Annotated in this window: 15 protein-coding genes and 1 tRNA gene; 4 read left to right on the top strand and 12 right to left on the bottom strand. The window is 38.3% G+C overall.

Annotation, left to right across the window (positions count from 1 at the left end):
- Nucleotides 1-391: 391 nt before the first annotated feature.
- Nucleotides 392-1,171: a TIGR02757 family protein gene (locus tag D7322_RS05685; protein WP_121122095.1), complete on the bottom strand. Its 780-nt coding sequence runs from the start codon at nt 1,169-1,171 to the stop codon at nt 392-394.
- Between the two features lie 9 nt (nt 1,172-1,180).
- A complete protein-coding gene (locus D7322_RS05680) occupies nt 1,181-2,215 on the bottom strand; it encodes a quinone-dependent dihydroorotate dehydrogenase (protein WP_121122149.1) in 1,035 nt (344 codons plus the stop codon).
- A gap of 60 nt (nt 2,216-2,275) precedes the next feature.
- Here D7322_RS05680 and D7322_RS05675 point away from each other — a divergent pair, with 60 nt between their 5' ends.
- Both D7322_RS05675 and D7322_RS05670 read left to right on the top strand, forming a co-directional pair.
- On the top strand, nt 2,276-4,195 hold the full coding sequence (locus D7322_RS05675) for an ABC-F family ATP-binding cassette domain-containing protein (RefSeq protein WP_121122093.1): 1,920 nt from the start codon (nt 2,276-2,278) through the stop codon (nt 4,193-4,195).
- 131 nt (nt 4,196-4,326) lie between these two features.
- Nucleotides 4,327-4,402, top strand: a tRNA-Lys gene (locus tag D7322_RS05670).
- Nucleotides 4,403-4,721: 319 nt separating this feature from the next.
- On the opposite strand, the gene D7322_RS05665 is transcribed toward D7322_RS05670, so the two are convergent.
- The 10 genes from D7322_RS05665 to D7322_RS05620 all read right to left on the bottom strand — a co-directional run bounded on the left by D7322_RS05665 (nt 4,722) and on the right by D7322_RS05620 (nt 16,528).
- Nucleotides 4,722-5,309: a hypothetical protein gene (locus tag D7322_RS05665; protein WP_121122090.1), complete on the bottom strand. Its 588-nt coding sequence runs from the start codon at nt 5,307-5,309 to the stop codon at nt 4,722-4,724.
- A 207-nt stretch (nt 5,310-5,516) separates the two neighbouring features.
- Nucleotides 5,517-6,155 carry a hypothetical protein gene (locus D7322_RS05660; RefSeq protein ID WP_121122088.1) on the bottom strand — a complete coding sequence of 213 codons (639 nt, stop codon included), beginning with the start codon at nt 6,153-6,155 and terminating at the stop codon, nt 5,517-5,519.
- Between the two features lie 318 nt (nt 6,156-6,473).
- Nucleotides 6,474-7,139, bottom strand: a complete 666-nt coding sequence (locus D7322_RS05655) for a hypothetical protein (RefSeq protein ID WP_121122086.1) — start codon at nt 7,137-7,139, stop codon at nt 6,474-6,476.
- Nucleotides 7,136-7,468 carry a hypothetical protein gene (locus tag D7322_RS05650; protein ID WP_147430293.1) on the bottom strand — a complete coding sequence of 111 codons (333 nt, stop codon included), beginning with the start codon at nt 7,466-7,468 and terminating at the stop codon, nt 7,136-7,138. Before D7322_RS05650 ends, D7322_RS05655 begins: the two co-directional genes overlap by 4 nt.
- Before the next feature lie 348 nt (nt 7,469-7,816).
- On the bottom strand, nt 7,817-8,092 hold the full coding sequence (locus D7322_RS05645; RefSeq protein ID WP_121122082.1) for an immunity 17 family protein: 276 nt from the start codon (nt 8,090-8,092) through the stop codon (nt 7,817-7,819).
- A 155-nt stretch (nt 8,093-8,247) separates the two neighbouring features.
- Nucleotides 8,248-8,712 (bottom strand): DUF6896 domain-containing protein, encoded by a 465-nt coding sequence (locus D7322_RS05640; protein ID WP_121122080.1) that lies wholly within the window; start codon nt 8,710-8,712, stop codon nt 8,248-8,250.
- A gap of 51 nt (nt 8,713-8,763) precedes the next feature.
- The gene (locus D7322_RS05635; RefSeq protein WP_121122078.1) at nt 8,764-9,048 is read right to left on the bottom strand and encodes a hypothetical protein; all 285 of its coding nucleotides are present in this window, start codon (nt 9,046-9,048) and stop codon (nt 8,764-8,766) included.
- A gap of 184 nt (nt 9,049-9,232) precedes the next feature.
- Complete coding sequence (locus D7322_RS05630; protein ID WP_121122076.1) at nt 9,233-9,472, bottom strand: hypothetical protein; 240 nt, start codon at nt 9,470-9,472, stop codon at nt 9,233-9,235.
- Nucleotides 9,473-9,822: 350 nt separating this feature from the next.
- Nucleotides 9,823-10,422 carry a 4'-phosphopantetheinyl transferase family protein gene (locus D7322_RS05625; RefSeq protein WP_121122074.1) on the bottom strand — a complete coding sequence of 200 codons (600 nt, stop codon included), beginning with the start codon at nt 10,420-10,422 and terminating at the stop codon, nt 9,823-9,825.
- Between the two features lie 43 nt (nt 10,423-10,465).
- Nucleotides 10,466-16,528: a non-ribosomal peptide synthetase gene (locus D7322_RS05620; RefSeq protein ID WP_121122072.1), complete on the bottom strand. Its 6,063-nt coding sequence runs from the start codon at nt 16,526-16,528 to the stop codon at nt 10,466-10,468.
- Between the two features lie 106 nt (nt 16,529-16,634).
- Between D7322_RS05620 and D7322_RS05615 the strand changes: the two genes are divergently transcribed.
- A complete protein-coding gene (locus tag D7322_RS05615; RefSeq protein ID WP_121122070.1) occupies nt 16,635-17,657 on the top strand; it encodes a methyltransferase in 1,023 nt (340 codons plus the stop codon).
- Between the two features lie 432 nt (nt 17,658-18,089).
- Nucleotides 18,090-20,045 (top strand): sensor histidine kinase, encoded by a 1,956-nt coding sequence (locus D7322_RS05610; protein WP_121122068.1) that lies wholly within the window; start codon nt 18,090-18,092, stop codon nt 20,043-20,045.
- Nucleotides 20,046-20,158 lie beyond the last annotated feature (113 nt).

Below are 20,158 nucleotides of genomic sequence, written 5' to 3'. Positions count from 1 at the left end.
TCTTTGGCATCCATACAGCAAATGCGGTGCGGATGATCCCCAAGATGCAGGGCCAGCAGGAAAAAGCGGCTTAAAAGATCACAGAAAATAGGTGGAAAGACGGGTGTTCAGGGGACAGCTATGCCCAAAAAAACGAAAAAGCAGCTTTTTGGCAATGGGGTGCTTAAACCAGCGGAAAAATCTTACAAAGATCCGGATACCAGAACAAAAAATGGTGACCGAAATTATTCTCATCACCATTTTTTATAACATTTACTGAATATCCCTATTTATATCTTTAAGAATAGTATCCATTGCCCAGTAGTATACCTTGTTTGTATGTCCTGTTGTTGGGATAGTGTCGTGATATATGTGTAATAGTCTATGCCTAAGTAAGACAGCTGGAAGGGCTTTAGAGTTCCCTTTCCACCCCCAGGCCAAAAAGTGCAAAATCATACTTTACCGGATCATTTGGATCCAGTAGCCGAAGATTGGCCGTTAACTCCTGTGCCGTCTTCCAATTGACTTTTTCCAAGGTAATCAGTCCAAATTTTCGTGCGACACGTTCAACATGGACATCACATGGACAGATCAGATCTTTTGGAGATAGCCGATTCCAGATACCAAAGTCAACACCATTGTTATCTTTTCGGACCATCCAACGCAAAAACATATTGATGCGCTTGACAGTGGATTTTTGTGCTGGGCTGCTGATATGCTTACGCGTACGTTGCGGATAGTCGGGCAGGGAAAAGAAATATGTCTTAAATGCATTGAGCGCCTGTTCTAAATTGACCTCTGAGCGCATTTCCTGTCCCACCAAAAAAGCATCCTCTAAAGAGTTAAAGTGATGGTAATGATGCTTAAAAAAAGCGACAAAATAGAGTATATCCGTATCATTGAACGTACGGTGCTTAAAACCAAGCAGGCTTTTAAGATCTTGGTCTCGATGATTCATCATAAAATCATAAGGAGCACCATCCATTCTTTCGATCAATTCATTGCATTTATTAATAATCGTTTTACGTTGTCCCCAAGCCATAATAGCTGCCAGGAATCCCATAATTTCAATATCATTCTTGCTAGAAAATTGATGTGGAATGGAGATCGGATCATTGGGAATAAAATTAGGCTGATTATATTCATCAACCTTTTTATCCAAAAAATCTTTTAAATTAAAATCTACGGCCATTACCCCGATCTATCGTCCTGTCTGTAATATTCCTTTGCAAATATTTGCGATCAAACCCGGCCCCTCATAGATAAATCCGGTGTAAACCTGAACAAGGCTAGCGCCAGCATCCAGCTTTTCAATAGCGTCTTTTGCAGAATGAATGCCCCCAACACCAATAATCGGAAATGCTTTATTGGATTTTTCGCTTAAGTAATGGATTACTTCGGTAGAACGTTTGGTCAATGGGCGTCCGCTTACTCCACCCGCTTCCCGGGTCAATTCTTGCTGGCTCTTTAATCCTTCTCTAGAAATCGTGGTATTTGTCGCGATAACCCCAGCGATCTGAGTCTCCATGACAATTTCCACAATATCATCCAGTTGGCTATCGGTGAGATCAGGTGCGATTTTAAGCAAGATAGGTTTGGGGGTTGATTTCGTTTTATTCAGTTCCTGAAGTGTGTTCAATATCTTTTTTAGCGGTTCTTTTTCCTGCAGATCCCTTAAGCCCGGCGTATTCGGCGAACTGACGTTGACAACAAAGTAATCCACATACTCAAAAAGGGCATTGAAACAGTAGATATAGTCATTTACCGCTTCTTCATTCGGAGTAACCTTGTTCTTTCCAATATTACCGCCGATTAGAAGTCCTTTTCGGTCTTTTAGGTTCTTCAGTCGGTTAGCAGCGACATCCGCCCCCTGATTATTAAACCCCATACGGTTGATCAGGGCTTCATCCGGTACCAGACGAAACATTCGTGGTTTATCATTTCCGGGCTGAGGCTTTGGTGTAACTGTTCCAATTTCGATAAAACCGAATCCTAAATTAGTCATATCGGATATATATTCGGCATTTTTATCAAAGCCCGCAGCCAGGCCTACCGGGTTTTTAAATTTCAATCCAAATACCTCACGTTCCAGGCGAGGATCTTCTACGGTAAAAATAGCATTCAATAATTGCTTGGCGCCCCAGATTTTAGAGAAGACATTCAATCCGCTGGTCACTTTGTGGTGAGCCGTCTCCGGATTCATGGTAAAGAATATAGGTTTGACTAATTTATACATAATCGCAAAGTTACTCAAACAAGAAGAAATATTCATTACTTTTGTACTTTTGCATCTGAAATGATATCAATAAATAACTTAACATTTGAAATAGGATCCCGTGCGTTGTATGACGAGGCAAACTGGCACATTAAACCGGGTGATAAAGTAGGCTTGATTGGCGCCAATGGAGCCGGAAAATCTACCTTATTGCGGTTGATCGTTGGACAGTACACCCCAACTTCGGGAACGATTTCCATGGCAAAAGATCTTAAGATCGGTTACCTCAACCAAGACTTACTGTCCTATCACTCCGATAAGAGCATACTATATGTAGCCATGGAAGCGTTTGAACGCCAAAATCAATTACATGCCGAGATCGAGGACTTACTTGCTAAATTAGAAACAGATTATTCGGACGATATTCTAAATAAACTCAGTGACAGACAATTGGAATTTGAAGCGCTGGACGGTTACAACGTGGAATTCAAGGCCCACGAAATCCTGGCCGGTCTAGGTTTCTCAGAAGAGGAACAAAAAAGGCCGCTAGCGACATTCTCAGGAGGCTGGCGTATGCGTGTGATGCTTGCCAAAATCCTGTTGCAAACTCCTGATATCCTATTATTGGATGAGCCGACCAACCACATGGACTTACCTTCGATCAAATGGCTAGAGAATTATTTACAGGCATTTGATGGGGCAATCGTCATTGTATCACACGATAGGTATTTTCTCGACCGTATCATCAAAAAGACAGTTGAATCACGAAAAGGGAAATTAACACTTTATGCGGGCAACTACAGTTTTTATCTGGAAGAAAAGGAATTAAGAAACGAATTACAGGCCAACCAGTTCAAAAATCAGCAAGCGAAGATCAAACAGGAAGAGCGACTTATCGAACGTTTCCGTGCCAAAGCTTCCAAAGCAAAAATGGCGCAATCGCGGATTAAGGCACTGGATAGAATGGAGCGAATTGAAGATGTGGATGATGATAATCCAACGGTCAACTTTAGCTTCAAGTTTTCAAAACCTTCAGGCCGTCATGTGGTAACTTTAGACAATATTTCTAAATCTTATCCGAATTTAGAAATATTAAAAAATACCTCTGCAATCATTGAAAAAGGTGATAAGATCGCGTTGATCGGTGCAAACGGAAAAGGTAAGTCTACCCTACTCCGTATTGTGGCTGGCACAGATAATCAATTTGAAGGAAAATCGGAACATGGGCATAATGTGTCGCAAACGTTCTTTGCACAGCATCAGCTCGAAGCACTTCACCTCGAAAACTCGATCTTGGCCGAACTGCAGGCTTTTGCACCAAAGCATACGGAGACCGAATTACGTTCGATATTGGGCTGTTTCCTATTTACGGGCGACGATGCCTTCAAAAAAATCAAGGTATTATCCGGAGGTGAAAAGTCCCGAGTAGCTCTTGCTAAGGCATTGACTGCTGATGCCAACTTCCTGGCACTCGATGAGCCCACCAACCACTTGGATATGCAATCGGTCAATATTTTGATTCAGGCACTGCAGCAATTCGAAGGCACCTTTATTGTTGTTTCCCACGACCGCTATTTCTTGGATCATGTGGCCAATAAAATTTGGTATATCGAAGACAAAGAGATCAAAGAATATCCGGGGACATATCAAGAGTATGAGGAATGGGCTTCAAAGCGTCTTATAAAAACAGAGGTCAAACCGGAGAAAAAAGTCAAAGAAGAGCCAAAAGTTAAAAAAGAGAAACAAGCGCCATCTGAAGACCGTACCCGACTGTTGAGCAAAAAGAACAAGGAGCTTTCGACCTTGGAAAAAAAGATCGAAGAACAGGAAATATTGGTCAAGGACCTTGAACAGAAGCTGGCGGATGAAACTGTTTATTCGGATGCGACTAAGTTACAGGAAACTACGCGAGCATACAATTCGTCCAAGGCCGAGTTAACCCATTATCAGGAACAATGGGAGCAATTGGCTGAACAAATTATGGAATTGGAAAATGATTAATTTTTTTTGCTTAAGATCAGCTTTTTAAGCTGATGAGTACGATTTAAAGCCGAAAAAATTTGCAGGAATAGGATTAAAGCCCTACTTTTGCATCACTTCAAACAAGGAACGATAGTTCAAAAAAGAAGTACGATTCCGTAGCTCAGCTGGTAGAGCAATACACTTTTAATGTATGGGTCCTGGGTTCGAATCCCAGCGGGATCACCATATTGGACAAGCGAATTTTACAATCGCTTGTCCTTTTTTTTGACGTTCTAAATCCTTGATAACCTGATAGATAAACACAACTTCTTCATTCATTCTCTCGGTTCGAAAGCCATCATCTTCAAAATATAGTTTTTCGGGAAAGGACGAACCAATAATCTCTCCCTTTTCCGCTACATTACACTCTGCCCAGTAGCTTTAATTTATAAATGATTTTATCCTTATCCGTAAATTCATACGCTCCGGTGATGATTTCTTTGATTTGTTGTACATAATTCATATTAATAATTACTACACCGTCATGACTATCAAGAATGTATCATTAGTCTTTCAGTTTTTCGAACTTCCCAGTTTTGTCTAAAACGTAGCTTTCGTCTTTAAAAATTGGCTTTGCTTCATTCATCCAATTTGAACTGGTTACCACTATTTTGTCTTTCTCTATTTTGCTGGTTTTGCCGAAGGCGGATTCCGCAATTTCATCGTAGGCAATTTCCAGTTTGTCAATTATATTGTTGTTTTTATCTACAGTAAGTAATATCGTAAACAGTTCGTTCTCACCGCCCTGATAGGTAACGGCAACCGAGGTAAAGTTTTCGGAGAAAGGCATTTTGTAGTTTATGCGGAAATTGGTTGCATCCTTACGTTTCGGGTCAAACTTGATCCGTTTCAGAAAACCATTGTCACGCGTCCCTAATTTTTCAAAATTATCAAACGTGGTACTGTCCGTTATCGGAAATTTGTGTTCGGGAAGATTTGCCAACAAGTCCGTTTTAGCAATGGAAATTTCTTTATCTGCTTTTGCAGGAATGCTGTCTTTTGCAACGCTTTCCGTAGCTTTCCTTTCAGTCTTGCTGTTGCAGGCAGTGAAAAGAAATGCGGTTGCTAAACATATTGTAATAATTTTTTTCATTTTACTTTTCTTTTTAAGCCGTTGCTGTCAAATTATATATCGTAAGTTTGTACTGGTGTAATAAATATTAAATATAAAAGATCGCGACGTATTATCTTGGATAAAAAAGCTCCATCTGCTGCTTTAAATTAAAAATTAATAAAGGTAAAACCTATTTTTCATATTAAGGACAGCAGATTCATTGAGTTAAAGCCAGAGAGTATTTCGTTATACTATACCTTGCTCTGCAAGAATTTTGGTGTAATATTTTTCCAACGTTTTTGTATCTACCGTCCTTGCTTCAGATTTATCATCGTTTTTATCATTATAGTTAAGCCATTTTTCGTACAAATGCTCAAATGTTTTTATGCCATTTTCAGTTAAATCACTGTTGGTGTAATACATCCGAATGATGCGTCCCAGCTGATCGATTGGCTGTTTTTTAAGCAGTTTCTTTTCGTAGCAAAAGCGCAGAAAAGTAGTATGGTGGTTATATAATTTTGTCATAATATCGGGATAACTGGCGTAGCTTTCTATCATAGCAGCTATGTCTGCCACAAACTCTTGCTCAAAATACAAATCGTTGTAAGTGGTGTTTATGGCCTGTTCCAAAAGCACTATATTTTCCAAACCTTCTATGCAGATTAATTTATAGTAACCCCAATCAAAAGAAGTTTCTTCAGGTGCATCAGGTAATAATTTTTTCAGGTTTTCGGTAGAAACCAACAGCAGTTTGTTATCGAAAAGTACACCAATTCGCTTCCCATTTTTATACAAAATATAGTCACTGAACATAGCTTCAATCATAATGTTAGCTATGCTTTTAGTTTTCTTTCGAAAATCTTCTTTGAATGTTTTGGTTGTCATATCTATTCTGATTAGTTATTTGACTTGCTTCGGCTGATTTACGACAGTGGCGTATAGCCGTCACACCCGATGTCGCGGATTTGTAATCCCTGGCTTTGCTTATTTATACACACGGATTACAAATCTGCGTGATTGGGTATTTCTTTATATTATTGGTTTGTCATAAGCGTCTCCCAATTTTTCAAAATTGTCTTGCAGCCAATGCCAATGTTGTCCTTTATTTTGGTAAAGTTATATCAATAAATCGCTGAAATTTTTCGCGACAATTACCGATTCTCCTTGTAATGAGCGGGTCTATTATATTCATTTTTTTACTCATTATTTGATTTTAAGTATTCCCAGTTTGCCGTTGTAGAAATAATTTCCATTTTCTGTAATCAGATAACATTCTGATGCAGACTTAAATTTCCTTTCGCCAAGCTGGTAATAAAACAGTTTGTGCATCGTTCCCAGTCTGTTGGTATTGGTCCATTTTGTGGTAATGCTTTTGCCAAATTCCTTTAGCTTTTTTAGTTTTTCGTCCACATTTATATCTGTAATATTCTTGGCAAAAGTGGTATCCGCTTTTACTTTTGTGGTGTACCCAGGTGCTAAAAACATCGCATCATTTATGATCACGTCATTTTTTTCATTGATGCGTATAGGATATTTTGAATCTACCGTTTCTGAAAGATACGTTTTTCCGCTGATTACATTTTTAATTGCAATGCTGTTTTTTATAACAACGTCTGTAACTGCTTTTTCGTTACTTTTTATGTTTTTGGTATCGGCAGAAACCTGTTGTTGAGTTTGCACAACATAAACCGAATCATTTACAAACGTGATAAAAGGTTGCAATGAAACCGAATCTTTTTTCTCAACGAAAACAACTTCTCCGTTTTTAATTAGTTTTTCCAAGATAGGTACGTTCGGGTGCTTGTCCTCACTGGTGCAGGATTGGAGCAGAAATGCTGTTATAAAAAATAATAGGCTTAGATTTTTCATTTTACCTTTTTTAAAATCAGTTGCTGGTCTGTTCTTTCTATACTGTACGTGCTTTCGAGGTGGTGCTGTCCCAAATAATCACTATAGTCGAATTTCAAATTCAATACACTATTTTCCACATTCCATTTTGAATTGCTTATCTTCAGATCCTGAATGGCGGACATACCATCTCCAAATTCGCCATAGGTATTTACTGCTATGGTTTTATCCTTTGGGTGGAAGAGGGGCTTACCGTGTTCATCGAGCACCTTTCCCTGGTAGAAATTGTTTATCGATGTCCGACACGAAAGGAACAGGAACATTAAAAATGGATATAATAAACTTTTCATTTCATTTGCTTTATCATTTATTCTCCTCGGTTATGCTCACTTTATAGAATCCATGTTCGTTACCATCCTCTTTGTATTGGATCACCAGTCCAAAATAGAGCGTATCGTCATCTGTTCAGAATTCCTGCCCGCTTATTCGTTTGTAGCCAGCATTTCCACTTATCTCTTCCAGATGTTCTGAAAGGCATCTGGAAGCGAAGATTTTGAGGATTTCAAATCCGCTTTACTAATCCTGACAAAGCATCTTTTACGGTTTGGTGATATGCTTTTTGGTCTTTTTTGTGGTCAATCCCTCTTGCGGGTGTAGGACTGTGGCGTATGCAATATCTGTTTCATCCATTTATAAAGTTACTTATATAAGAACACCCATGTTATGCCCGCCCCTATAAATACCAGAGAAAGCAGGATGAATAGGATCAGCGCTGTTCGGCAACCAAAGGTCTCTTCAATCCAGGCAATATTGAATAATCCTTCACCTCCTTCAAACAACCAGCTCCAGCGCCTGATGGAACCGTATAACAATATAATGCCTACAACAAACAATATCCAGCCGTAACTATTCGGGTTTTGTTGAAAATAACCTGCCAGTTGGTCTATGTAATTTTTATCTGTTGTTTGCTCCATAATTATTTACTGTTGTTTAATTGACAAACTCTATAGAAGTTAGCAAGAGTCGGGAATAGCATTTATATCATATCAATTGGTTATTTCCATGATTAACACAACAAAGTCTTTGCCAAAATTTTGGCATAAGATGAAGCCTTATATCGCTTAAAATTTTATTTAGTGGTGTTTAATTTTCTAAAATTCACTCCATAGATATTAATTATTTTTTGTTCTTTTTCTAGCTTTTCAAAAAAGTTCAAGGTATCATTAAATGGATTTTTGAAATATTTTGTCAGATGTTTCAAATCAGTTGTCGTTTCAAGGAAATTATAGAAGAAATAAGGGTCAAGGTTAGCAACACTTTCTTTATCTCCAAGTGAAACCTCAAGAATTTGTCCTGTTGTCAAATTCTTAAACATACAATGCTCGCCATGAACATCAAACCACCAATTGTCAGATAGATTTTCTTTTCCATTGAATAAATCTGCATTTTGTATTTCAAAATAGTGTCCCGCTTGAATTTCTGCTTTCTCAGGTTGGTCTGTTTCATTAATTAACTTGTCAATAAGCAATTGGGCAATGGTTTTGTAGTTGTCCATAGCTTTCAATAATTCTCGTTCAATCTCGTTAGTGAGCATAATTAAGGTTAAAGTTGTTGATATATAATAGGAGTTATAGTGTCATTTTTTTTAAATTTCTAGATCATCTTTATAAGCTTGCTTATATAGCCCGATGATTGTTGATAATATGTCTATCCGTTCATCTTCAGTAATTTTACGCCGATTATCCCATCTTTTAATGCTGGCAGGGTCTATGAGCGGGAATCTGGCCGATATATCACAAATCAAGGCTTCATCACCTTTTTGAAAAAACAGTTCTTCGCCCCGGCCTAATATCTTAAGTTTATAAGTGGCTGCATCCTGGTCTATAAAAGCAAAGGCTCCGGTAAGGGAATCTTTTATTTCGTTTTGCATTCTTCCTCACTGCTTGTAAACTTTGCAACATAGAAGTTTTCGATAATGGCTCTTATCCTGTCGAGCTCGTTCTTGTCGGTTTCCATAGCTATATCTATTCAATTATTAAATGTAGGTTTCGCTTTAAAAATTCTTTTGTCAAAAATGAGAAAAAACGCTTCTTTGTCAATATCCGCTTGAGCATTCATATTTGTCCAATGCAACGTATTAATGTTTTAGCAGCTGCCATTCCATTTCCCTTATCTTTTAGAACTGTGTACTCTTTACCAAGTTTAAATGTGATTTCAATCGTATTACTCTGGTATTTATCCCTATACTCCCAAATCCCAGCAAAAATAGATTTAATGTTTTCCGGGATTTCCTTCTCTTGCGCCTGTAAAGATTGCGAACCGCATAATAATAAAATGAAAAGCAATTTTTTCATACCACCGTCATGAGTTTACCTGAGATTTTTAAAATTTTTGAATTAGTGTTATTACAGCTATTATTGGTTTCTAATAGGATTATAAATTATTCCGCTAACTTCAATGACTTTTAATTTTTTCCTTAAATTTACTCCCCCACAAATTCATTGCCAAAAATTTCATCTAAAAGCTTCTGCATTTTTGGGTAGAGCAAGATTTTATTTTGTCTTAATAGTAACGTTATCATCATTTACCAACTGTTTGAACTATGTAGCTAAAGTTAAGCCACAGTTTTTCTTAATTTATTGAAAAAGGGATGCCAATAGGTCCTGTTAATCTTTATTTATACATTTTTCGAAAAGGGGGCAGATCATATAAAGTCAAGTTTAATCATTTTATAATCATGCTGCATTTCTGAACTTACTAGGTGGCCTGAGTAATCCGTATCAAAAAATAGTTCATGACAAAACCAGTTGTTATTTCCAATGTAAACAATATTTTTTTTTACGCAAACTTTGTCCGGATCGGTTAGGAACCCTGTTCCTTCAGCTTTTAAAGCTGCTTCTTTTAATGTCCACATTCTATAAAATTCTCGCAATGGGTCAACTGCTGCCCTTATGTGTAGCCATTCCGTTGCATTCATGATTTGATGCATTTCTGAGAAATTGATTGGCTTTACCTCTTCAATATCAATACCAACCTTCAATCCTTCCGCTATAGCGCAGAAAATATAATTACCTGAGTGACTTATGTTAAAGTCAATATGGTCATACAGATAAGGTTTTCCAAAAGGGGTATATTTCACCTCATCAAGAGATATATTTGGTATTCCGAAATCTCGCATGCCCTCGATCAACAATAATCTACCAAGTAATTTTCTTGTTTTGTCTTCTTCCAGCTTATATCGTGAAATGATATCTCGAAATTTAACGGGCAGAAATGCCAGCCACTGCATTAGAATGGCTGGCATATTTTCCGCGTTGAATCGGGTGTAAAATATCTTTACGCTCACTTTATAGCACACCTAAATATTTACAGAATGCCTCCACGCTGTTGCGATTAATTTTGGGAATCTCTATATCGCTATTTTTTATAAAGCGCTTGGTGTTGCTTATATCAAAATCAGGCGTATTCTGGTGAATCTCTATAAGCGACTTGTTGTCATAAGCCTTGAATTTGAATAAATTGAGGAGCGGGTATAGAGGACTGTTTTCATCTGCTTCCCAAAGTGCCAACCAATCCTGATAAGGGACTGGCTGTAAGTCAAATTTAAATTCCTGTCTAAGCATTTCAAAAAATTCCGTTACTGTCATGTTATCTTTCGGTTCCGGACTTAAATGAAAAACCTGTCCTATAGATACTGGATTTTTGGAAATATGTGCAATTGCCTTACTCACAAAATCAACCATAATCAGCTCTTCCTTCTGATTGACCAACGTTGGATATGTTTTTAACTGAATACATGTTTTGATCAAGAGGGACCACCATTGATAACTCGCTGTTGCACCTGTCTTACTATGGCAAAAAACATAGCCAAGCCGGAAAATGATGATAGGAACACCTTGTTTGATCGCTTCTTGTGCAACTTGCTCCATGACCCATTTACTCTGGATATACCCCATGTCGCGGCTCAGATATTTAAAAGCACTTTTTATGTCGGTATCTTCCTTCAGAAGAGCTGGTTTGGTAAAATAATGTTCCCAGCTAAAAGCACCTACGGTCGATAGCAAGGACAACTGTTTTAATTTGTAGGTTGTCACAAATCTGATCAATTTATGTAATGCGTCAACATTTGCTGCCCGCATATACGAATATGGTTGTATAAAATTCACGGAACTACCAGCATGGTATACTACATCAATGATTTTGGTCAAGTGGTCATAACCGCCGGCATCCAGTCCTAAAAACGGTTTTGCGAGATCTCCGCATAAATAATTGATACGTGCTTGGTTGTAACTATCTAATGAAATATGCTGGTCTGTCATGGTTTTTAACAGACGAATTTTGGCCTGTTTTTTATCTTCAGCACGAATTAATAAATATATGTCGGCCGTGGTTGATTTAAGCAGCTCAATTAAAATATTGACTCCAACGAAACCCGTTACACCGGTCAGCAGAATAGCATCAGGGTTTTCAAAATCTCCTTTCTCTACGGTATTAAACATAAAAAAATCAGAAGGTACTGTTGCATCTTTTTTAATCTCACCGCTCAACGGATCTTCTCCTAAACCGTATTCGTGAATGTATGGGTTTGCATCCCTTTCTTCTATTAAATCCGCTAGCTTTCTGATCGTACTGTTTAAATAGAGTTCACCTAACGTGAGCTTATTTGGATATTCTGCATATAGTTTATTATAAAGTTTGGTAAGTAAGAGTGAATGGCCGCCAAGATGGAAAAAGTCATCCTCCAGACTCGTTATTTTGGATTCAAGGACCTCGTTCCAGATTTTCTTTATTGTTTTTTCATACTGATTTAGGCTATCTTCATCCAGATCTTTTGTTTCTTTAATCCTATCTTCGGCTATTGAAGAAAGCACCTGCCAGTCAATTTTACCATTTGTTTTCAAGGGCAAGTTTTCAATGTGGTAAATCTCATTCGGTATCATATACGCGGGAAGTTTTTTGCTTAATTCATTTCTAAGATCTGAAGCTTGGGCTTGCCCTGTCACAAAAGCACGTAACAATTTCACATCTTCTGAAGACTGATGAACATGGACGACCGCGTTTATTACCCCTTTCGTCTGACAGATCAATTTCTCTATTTCTGACAATTCAATCCGATAACCTCTGATCTTAACCTGATGATCAGATCTACCTACAAATTCTATCATCCCGTCTTCTAATGATTTAACTAAATCCCCGGTTTTATACATTCTCATGTAAAGGCTGGACTTTTCTTCAACAATTGAGTTTTGGATAAATTTCTCGGCGGTCAGTTCAGGATTATTCAGGTATCCGCGCGACAATTGAATTCCAGAAATGTAAAGCTCTCCGACAACGTTTGGGGGAACAGGCCTTAAATATTGATCCAGGACATAAAAATGCATATTATTGATCGGACGACCGATGGTATTCTGTGGATGAATATCATCAAACGTAAACTGATTTACAGCTACGGTAGCCTCCGTCGGCCCATACATATTAAATAATTTCACCTGCTTTTTCCAATATTGACTGACATTCGGTGGACAGGTTTCCGCCCCGGTACCAATGGTCTTTAATAACGGTAGCTTGAAGTCCTGGGGTATGGTAGAGAGTACAGATGGTGAAATGAAAGGGAGTGCAGTGATCGAATGCAGCGAAATAAACTCGGCAAGATGTGTACCAAGAAGTTTGTTGTTTGGATATAAATAGATCGTTGCGCCCTTTGTTAAGGGGATCCAAAGATCGATCATAGAGCCGTCGAAATTATATGCTGAAAACTGCAATGTGCTGTCTTCTTTTCCCAGCGCCAGAAGGTTGCCGTATTCTGTAATAAAATTTCCTAAGGACTGATGTGCTATCATAACTCCTTTAGGAGTACCAGTGGTTCCGGATGTGTGTATTACATAGACGAGATCCTCGTCATTATGGGTATCGCAATAGCTTCGATTTATCAATTCGAAAGGGGTAGCTAACAACTGCTCGATACTGAAAATATCGTATTGTAATTCAGTAATATTTTTCGAATGGTTTTCTGAGGCAATGATCGCCTTTGGTTTTACATCCGCAAGAATTAATCCGAGCCTTTCCAGTGGATAGCTTATATCCAATGGAACATATGCTCCGCCGGCTTTGATGATGGCTAACAAAGAAATGATCCTTTCGATAGACTGTTCCTGGAAACATGCGACAAAGTCATTCGGTCGAACTCCGAAAGCAATAAGTTGATTGGCAACATGACTCGACTTTTGGTCAAGATCATGATAAGAAATAGCTTGGCCAGAAATAATAAGTGCATTTTTAGCGGGTGTTTTTTTTACTTGTTCCTCAAAGAGTGCTATCAATTTTTGGGGCTTTTCCGTGAGCTGTGCTGATCTTATTTCCAAATCAGATAATAAAGATCCCAGCTTGATTTCTCCAATTTTCTGATTTGGATCTATGGCGATTGATTCGAGGATAAATATAAATGCCGTCGCCATTTCCCCGATTGTCTTTTCTTTGAATAGAGCATTATTATAGTCGATATTAACAGCTATTCCTTTTTCTGTTGGAATAGCTTCAAACTGTAGATCAAACTTAGACTTTCCGTTAAAAACCCATTGAAAGCCTTTGGGATTAACAGGTGCGATATTTTCTGTTTCCTCAGGTGGGGTCTGAAGTACGAAAACATGCTGGAATAAGGGATTGTGCCCGGCGAAACGGTCTTTGATGACATGATTGACGATGGTTTCCAGCGGAACCGACTGATGCTTAAAGATTTCGGAAATTATTGTCGCATTGAGTTTTAACAGTTCTGAAAATTTGGGGTTATTCTCAATTTTCATGCGTATGGGAAGCATGTTGGCAAAATACCCTATCGCTCTGTCAAAAGGATAAAAACGGTTTGCCGTTGGGCTCCCGATACAAATATCCGATTGGCCACTGTAATATTGCATCAGGAGACCAAAAGCGGATAGTAGTGTAGTGTATAAGGTAGTATTATTGTCCTGCGCTAGGTTTTGTAACTTATGAATTAGATTTTCACCCAGCTCAAAGTGATATTGCTTTCCTTCATCTGTATCAACTGATCGCCCTCTAAAATCATGCGCAAGCTGAAGGATGGGGACTCCATCTAGGTAATTTTTCCAAAACTCGATGCCCTCCGCAAAATTTTGTCTGGATTGCCAGTGTACGTAATTTCTATATTCATAATTTGTTATCGCCTCAAAATCTTGATCATCGATGATTTTCTGATAGAGGTCATTCAGCTCCTCGACAATAAGAGGCATGGACCACCCGTCTGTAACGATATGGTGAATCATCAAAAATAATGATACTGGCCTATTGTCTTTATAAATTACAGAGGCACGAATCATGTAATCTCTTTCTAGATCGAAAGGGATTCTAACGATCTTTTTTACATCATCAGGATGATGTAACTTCTCAAGTAGCCAATTCTTTTCGGTCATTAGAGACAGAAGGTTCGTTGAATCTTTTTCGTTTATAACCGTTCTTAAAATACTATGCTTTCTGATCAATTGTCTAAAAGCCTTTTCTAAAACTCCGAACGAGATCTTTTCATCTAAGGTATAAACTGCCCCCACATGATACGCAACGCTTCCGCGCAACTTGTCCAAGAAATGGAGACTCTGCTGTTGAATGGACAACCTATCAAAGGTACCGCTGTACAGAACGGCCTCATTCTTATTATTTTTTTTCTTGCCCATGTATTCTTCTAGCCCGTAAATGGTTGGATGTAAAAAGAGGTCCGCGGCATCAAGGTGGAGACCATATTTTTGACGAACTTTTGTTGTCAATCTGTATGCAAAAATGGAGTTACCTCCGAATTGGAAAAAATTGTCATGAATGCCAACGGATTTCGTTTTTAAAATTTCGCTCCAGACTGATGCGATCTGCCGCTGAAATTCGCTGATGGGAGCAACGAAAGAATTTCTCTTTTCTTCAGTCGGTTTCAGTTCTTTTAAAAGAGATTTATCAATTTTTCCATTTGCGGTGAGCGGAAAAGCATCTACTTCCAAAAATTTGGATGGAATCATGTAAGAAGGTAACCTTTCGAAGAGATAGTTCCTTAGATCGTGAGCCAACGTATTCTTGTTCGGGAAATTTTTATAATAACATATCAATTGCTTTTCACCTAGTTCCTCTCTAACAATCACTACGCTGTTTTCTGAAAGTCCGGATTGACGGATATTTTCTTCAATTTCTGAAGGTTCGACTCTAAAGCCCCTTATTTTGACCTGCTGGTCAGCCCTTCCAATAAATTCAATCGTACCGTCCGCCGATCCGCGAACGAGATCTCCTGTTTTATAGACCCTTACAGCTTCTCCATTTGGGGTAATATAATGTAAAAACCTTTCTGATGTCAGCTTGGGTTGATTATAGTATCCCCTGGAAACCTGTATACCACCAATGTATAGCTCTCCAATTTCATTGGGCTGAACGGTTTCCATCTGTTCATTTAAAATATAAAAATCAACATTAGGAAGCGGTTTTCCGATGGTATTTATAGGATGTTCATCATCAAATTTAAATCCACAGACAACAACAGTTGTCTCTGTGGGGCCATAAATGTTAATTAGTTCAACTTGCTGTTTCCAATATGCTATAACGTTTGCAATCGGAGCTTCGCCACCCGTACAGATTTTTTTTAGGTTTCCTATAGGTCTATCTTGCGGCAGAGTTGCCAATATGGAAACTGGCAAATAAGGCAGGATAGTTATTTTATTCTTGCAGATGAATTCTAAAAGTGGTTCACCAATAATTCTGTTGTCGGGATAAAGATATACTGTAATTCCCAATGAAAGGGGAACCCATAAATCCAAAACAATCCCGTCAAAATTTGAAGAGGAAATATTGAGGGCAACATCTTCTTCCCCTACCTTTAGAAAATTACCGAATGATCTAATAAAATTTTCCAGGCCGATATGTTCTGCCATAACAGCTTTTGGCTGGCCCGTACTTCCGGACGTATAGGCTAGATAGGCGATCCCTTTTTCAGTAGAACGATCTATTTTTGCTGGCTCTATTTTTTCGAATTCACTCCGCTGTTGGTCAATAAAAATAATTTTTCCTTTATAAAATTTAAATTTTTCAGAAAATTCTTTTGTTGTAAAAAGTACTGGACTGTTTGTTTCTTCTAATATATGTGTAAGTCTTGTTTCGGGATATAACGGATCAAGTGAAACATAAGCGCCGCCGGATTTCCAGATCGAAAGCATAACAATCACCTTATCAATGGATTGGTTAAGACAAAAGCAGATAGGGATATTGGTGGATATCTGCCGAAGCTTCAAATAGTTTGCAATCTGGTTCGATCGCGCTTCTAACTCTGAGAACGAAATTTTGTTTCCTTCGGAAATAATAGCTACTTTTTTGGGATTGAGACTTGCTGAAGTTTCAAATAAAGATAAAACTGACGATTTTTGTGTTAACATTTTGTTTACTTTGATTTATTATGGCATTTATTTTTGTTGTAACATAAAATTATAATAAAAAACAATTAAATTCACATATTATTGAATTTAATTATATTATTTTTTTATGGAAAGATTAATTGAACAACCACAACTGACCTTTAAAATGTATGAATTGATCAGCGGGTACTGGGTGGCATGTTGTATACATGTCGTAGCACAATTAAGTTTAGCGGATATACTACTAAAGGGTTCCAAAACACTAGCAGAACTCGCTGAAGAAACACAGTCAGACACAAAATCGTTAAGTCGCCTATTAAGAGCTGTTACTAGTGTTGGAATTTTTACAGAGAAGGAGGACGGTACCTTTGAGCTGAATGATTTTGGAGCAACTTTACTTACTGATGTTCCCGGTTCGGTAAAGCCATGGGCACTAGCAAATATGGGAGAACATTATCCTGCTTTCGGCGCGTTAACATATGGCGTGCAAACAGGAAAGGTGCCATTCGAACATGCGCATGGAAAACCTGTTTGGGAATATTATAAAGATAATCCGGTACGTGGAGCCAATCTCGCAAAGGCAATGGCCGGAATGTCAGGTGCTGTCCTTAAAACTATTATTGCTGCCTACGATTTTAATCCATACAAAAAAATGGTTGATATCGGTGGCGGAAACGGAGCCCTTATGTTTGCCGTACTGGACGCAACCCCCACAAGTACAGGAATTATTTTTGATGAGCAATATGTGATTGATCAAACGAAAAAACTGATCCCAGAGCGATTAAACAACAGATGTACGACCATAGGAGGCAGCTTTTTTGATGAGGTTCCATTCGGAGCAGATTTATACATGACAAAATGGGTCATCCATGACTGGAATGACGATGAAGCTATTATTATCTTAAAAAATATACAAAAAGCCATGCACCCTGATGCCAAATTATTAATCATAGATTCCGTCATTCCAGATGATTCTAGAAATCGTCCTCATGCAGGAAAACTTTTAGACATCAATATTCTAGCGATGACTACGGGACAAGAACGGACGCTGAGTGAATTTAGGATAATCATCGAAAGAGCTGGGCTCAAATTTAACAGGTTAATTGAAACTGAAACTGAAATTTCAAGTATAATTGAGTGCGGGAGATAGAAACGGCTTCTATCCAATCCTCTAAGGCTTTCTAATTTCAGTTTTAATTTATCGCAACCCAATAATAAAATCTGTTTTGTAACACGGTTAAGTTTTATAGCATCAGTTCCAAAAAAAACTAATCTTTTGATCAGCTTTTTTGGGGAGGCCATCATCAAGCGACCTTTACACTAACATGGCCTTATGTCTTGCTTACCCTAACCAGCATTACTTTGTTATTCTAAATCAGTTTAAAATGGTATGACCAACCTATTCGCGAATGGTTCAAAAAAACGAAGTGTTTTATCCTAAAAAGACTTTCTCCTCCTAAAAATGGGAGGGGAAATTTAGTGGTTTATCTGTATTGCGATAGTTGCCAAAACTTAATATGTTTGTCAATGGATAGAGCTTGTCATTTTAAAACACTGATCAGCACATAATTACTAGCTCCCAATGAAGAAACTCCTTTTCCATTTAATCTATTCGATACTATCGCTACCTCTAGTATATAGTCAAGAGACTGGTGCGATAGATAGTCTAAGAAATGAATTTATGGCGGCCGAATCCGACACCGCTAAACTTTCACTCTCGAATAAGCTCACCCGGGAATATTTTATGCGCGGAGATAGTAGTTCTGCCTTTCAATATGGCTATAGATCGCTAGCACTGTCCAAAAAAACGAAGATCCCGTTATATCGGGCAAAGGGCAGACAGATCATGGGTTATCTGCATACGATATTGATCCACCTGGACAGCGCTGAATACTATAACAATCAGGTTATCCAGATCTTAAAAAATGCAAAATCCAATGAGGAAATGCGGGTTGTCGCCTATGCGAAAAATAACTTAGCCGCCAATTATCAGGTCACCGGACACCTTAAAAAGTCAGCTAAGTTATTAATTGACAACCTCCCTATATTTGAAAAAATAAAAGATAATAGGCTTTACCATGTAACTTTAGAGAATATCGCTGCCACCTTTAATGAACTGGAAGACTACGAGAAAGCGACCTTTTATATTAAAAAGGGAATCGATTTTCTGAATAAGAATAATTTTGATGAAGAACATAAAATTGGCACTTATCTCATAGCCAGTTTGATTGCCTATGGCCAGAACAATCTTTCATTGATGAAAAATCACTTGGATCAGGTGAAATCTTATTTGGCGCAGGTCGGCCCAACTACATTATACTCAGGCCGGTATTATTCTTATCTGACTTGGTATTATGTAAGAAAGAAGGATCTAAATAAAGCAAAGGAGGCTATTACACAGGCGGAAAAAGCGCTCGATAAGCTGAAAAGCAGAACCAATTATTATGATTTTTACAATTCCCAATATGAGCTTGCCTATTTTGCTGGAGAGTATAAAAAAGCGCAACGAGCTGCACTCACATTATATGAGATGGCAAAAGAAGACGATCGGAAGTCAGTCGCAGCAAAACATGCGCAGGATGTTGCTCTCCTGGCTAGCATGTCCGGTGATTACAGGACAGCCTATGACTTTCAGAAAAAATATTCGGATATCTCAGATAGCACGAAATTTGAAAATATGGAAGTTGAGATTCAGGATCTGGAAATTGACTATCAAACAGCAGAAAAAGAGAAGCGGATAGCTTTATTGGAAAATGAGAAACGGGAGGCCACACTGAAAAACAAAAATCAGGTTTTGCTTAATTTAGTTTTAGGCATTGGCGCATCGGCACTTTTAGTGATCATGTTTTTTCTTTTCTACGTGTTAAGAACAAATAAAAAAAATAATAAAAAACGGCTGGAAGAAATTGAAAAAGATAAAGAATTAAAGATAGCACAGGCTCTCCTGGAAGGTGAAGACCGTGAGCGCATGCGAATCGCCCGAGACTTACATGATGGCATTGGCGGAACCTTGAGTGGCATAAAACTGAAACTTTCCGATCCAAGTGGAGATAAAGCAATTAAGGTGCAGAATGCAAATGAGCAATTGGGCATCGCTATTGGAGAGCTCAGAAGAACCGCAAGGGGGATGATGCCCGAAAATCTACTAAAAAACGGACTTGCAACAGCCGTGCATGACTTATGTGCGGATAGAATAAGCTCAGAAGTGCAGATAGAGTTTCAGTCCAATAGCTTATTCGCTGATCTTTGTCCGAATAATACCGTTCATATTTACCGTATTGTTCAAGAATTATTAACGAATGCGATCAAGCATGGCGAGGCTAAAAATATTCTTATCCAACTTATTCAAGAAAAGGACAGTATTTTAATCACGGTAGATGACGATGGCAAAGGATTCGACCCGACCAAACTTGCAAATGCGTCTGGAATTGGCTTCAAGAATATCCAGAATCGGGTTAATTTTCTTAAAGGGAAGTTGTCAATCGATAGTACGCCCGAACACGGCACCTCAGTAAATATTGAGACTTATGTGCGATAAAAAACTGATTATAGCCATTTTAGATGACAGCCCATGGCCAAAAAAAATCTCTCCGATGCGACAGTTGCCGGCGTCTTGCGTGTTTCGCCGTTTACTGATCTTTTTCGTGCCAA

Origin of the sequence: Sphingobacterium puteale (assembly GCF_003627955.1) — a bacterium.
GTDB lineage: Bacteria > Bacteroidota > Bacteroidia > Sphingobacteriales > Sphingobacteriaceae > Sphingobacterium > Sphingobacterium puteale.
The sequence above is the reverse complement of the archived record's forward strand: the minus strand, read 5'-3'. Positions and strand labels throughout refer to the sequence as shown.

Excerpts from the sequence above, each read along its gene's own strand:
- D7322_RS05685 (WP_121122095.1), bottom strand. The coding sequence starts at position 1,171 with ATGGCCGTAGATTTTAATTTAAAAGATTTTTTGGATAAAAAGGTTGAT.
- D7322_RS05680 (WP_121122149.1), bottom strand. The coding sequence starts at position 2,215 with ATGTATAAATTAGTCAAACCTATATTCTTTACCATGAATCCGGAGACG.
- D7322_RS05675 (WP_121122093.1), top strand. The coding sequence starts at position 2,276 with ATGATATCAATAAATAACTTAACATTTGAAATAGGATCCCGTGCGTTG.
- D7322_RS05665 (WP_121122090.1), bottom strand. The coding sequence starts at position 5,309 with ATGAAAAAAATTATTACAATATGTTTAGCAACCGCATTTCTTTTCACT.
- D7322_RS05660 (WP_121122088.1), bottom strand. The coding sequence starts at position 6,155 with ATGACAACCAAAACATTCAAAGAAGATTTTCGAAAGAAAACTAAAAGC.
- D7322_RS05655 (WP_121122086.1), bottom strand. The coding sequence starts at position 7,139 with ATGAAAAATCTAAGCCTATTATTTTTTATAACAGCATTTCTGCTCCAA.
- D7322_RS05650 (WP_147430293.1), bottom strand. The coding sequence starts at position 7,468 with ATGAAAAGTTTATTATATCCATTTTTAATGTTCCTGTTCCTTTCGTGT.
- D7322_RS05645 (WP_121122082.1), bottom strand. The coding sequence starts at position 8,092 with ATGGAGCAAACAACAGATAAAAATTACATAGACCAACTGGCAGGTTAT.
- D7322_RS05640 (WP_121122080.1), bottom strand. The coding sequence starts at position 8,712 with ATGCTCACTAACGAGATTGAACGAGAATTATTGAAAGCTATGGACAAC.
- D7322_RS05635 (WP_121122078.1), bottom strand. The coding sequence starts at position 9,048 with ATGCAAAACGAAATAAAAGATTCCCTTACCGGAGCCTTTGCTTTTATA.
- D7322_RS05630 (WP_121122076.1), bottom strand. The coding sequence starts at position 9,472 with ATGAAAAAATTGCTTTTCATTTTATTATTATGCGGTTCGCAATCTTTA.
- D7322_RS05625 (WP_121122074.1), bottom strand. The coding sequence starts at position 10,422 with ATGCCAGCCATTCTAATGCAGTGGCTGGCATTTCTGCCCGTTAAATTT.
- D7322_RS05620 (WP_121122072.1), bottom strand. The coding sequence starts at position 16,528 with ATGTTAACACAAAAATCGTCAGTTTTATCTTTATTTGAAACTTCAGCA.
- D7322_RS05615 (WP_121122070.1), top strand. The coding sequence starts at position 16,635 with ATGGAAAGATTAATTGAACAACCACAACTGACCTTTAAAATGTATGAA.
- D7322_RS05610 (WP_121122068.1), top strand. The coding sequence starts at position 18,090 with ATGAAGAAACTCCTTTTCCATTTAATCTATTCGATACTATCGCTACCT.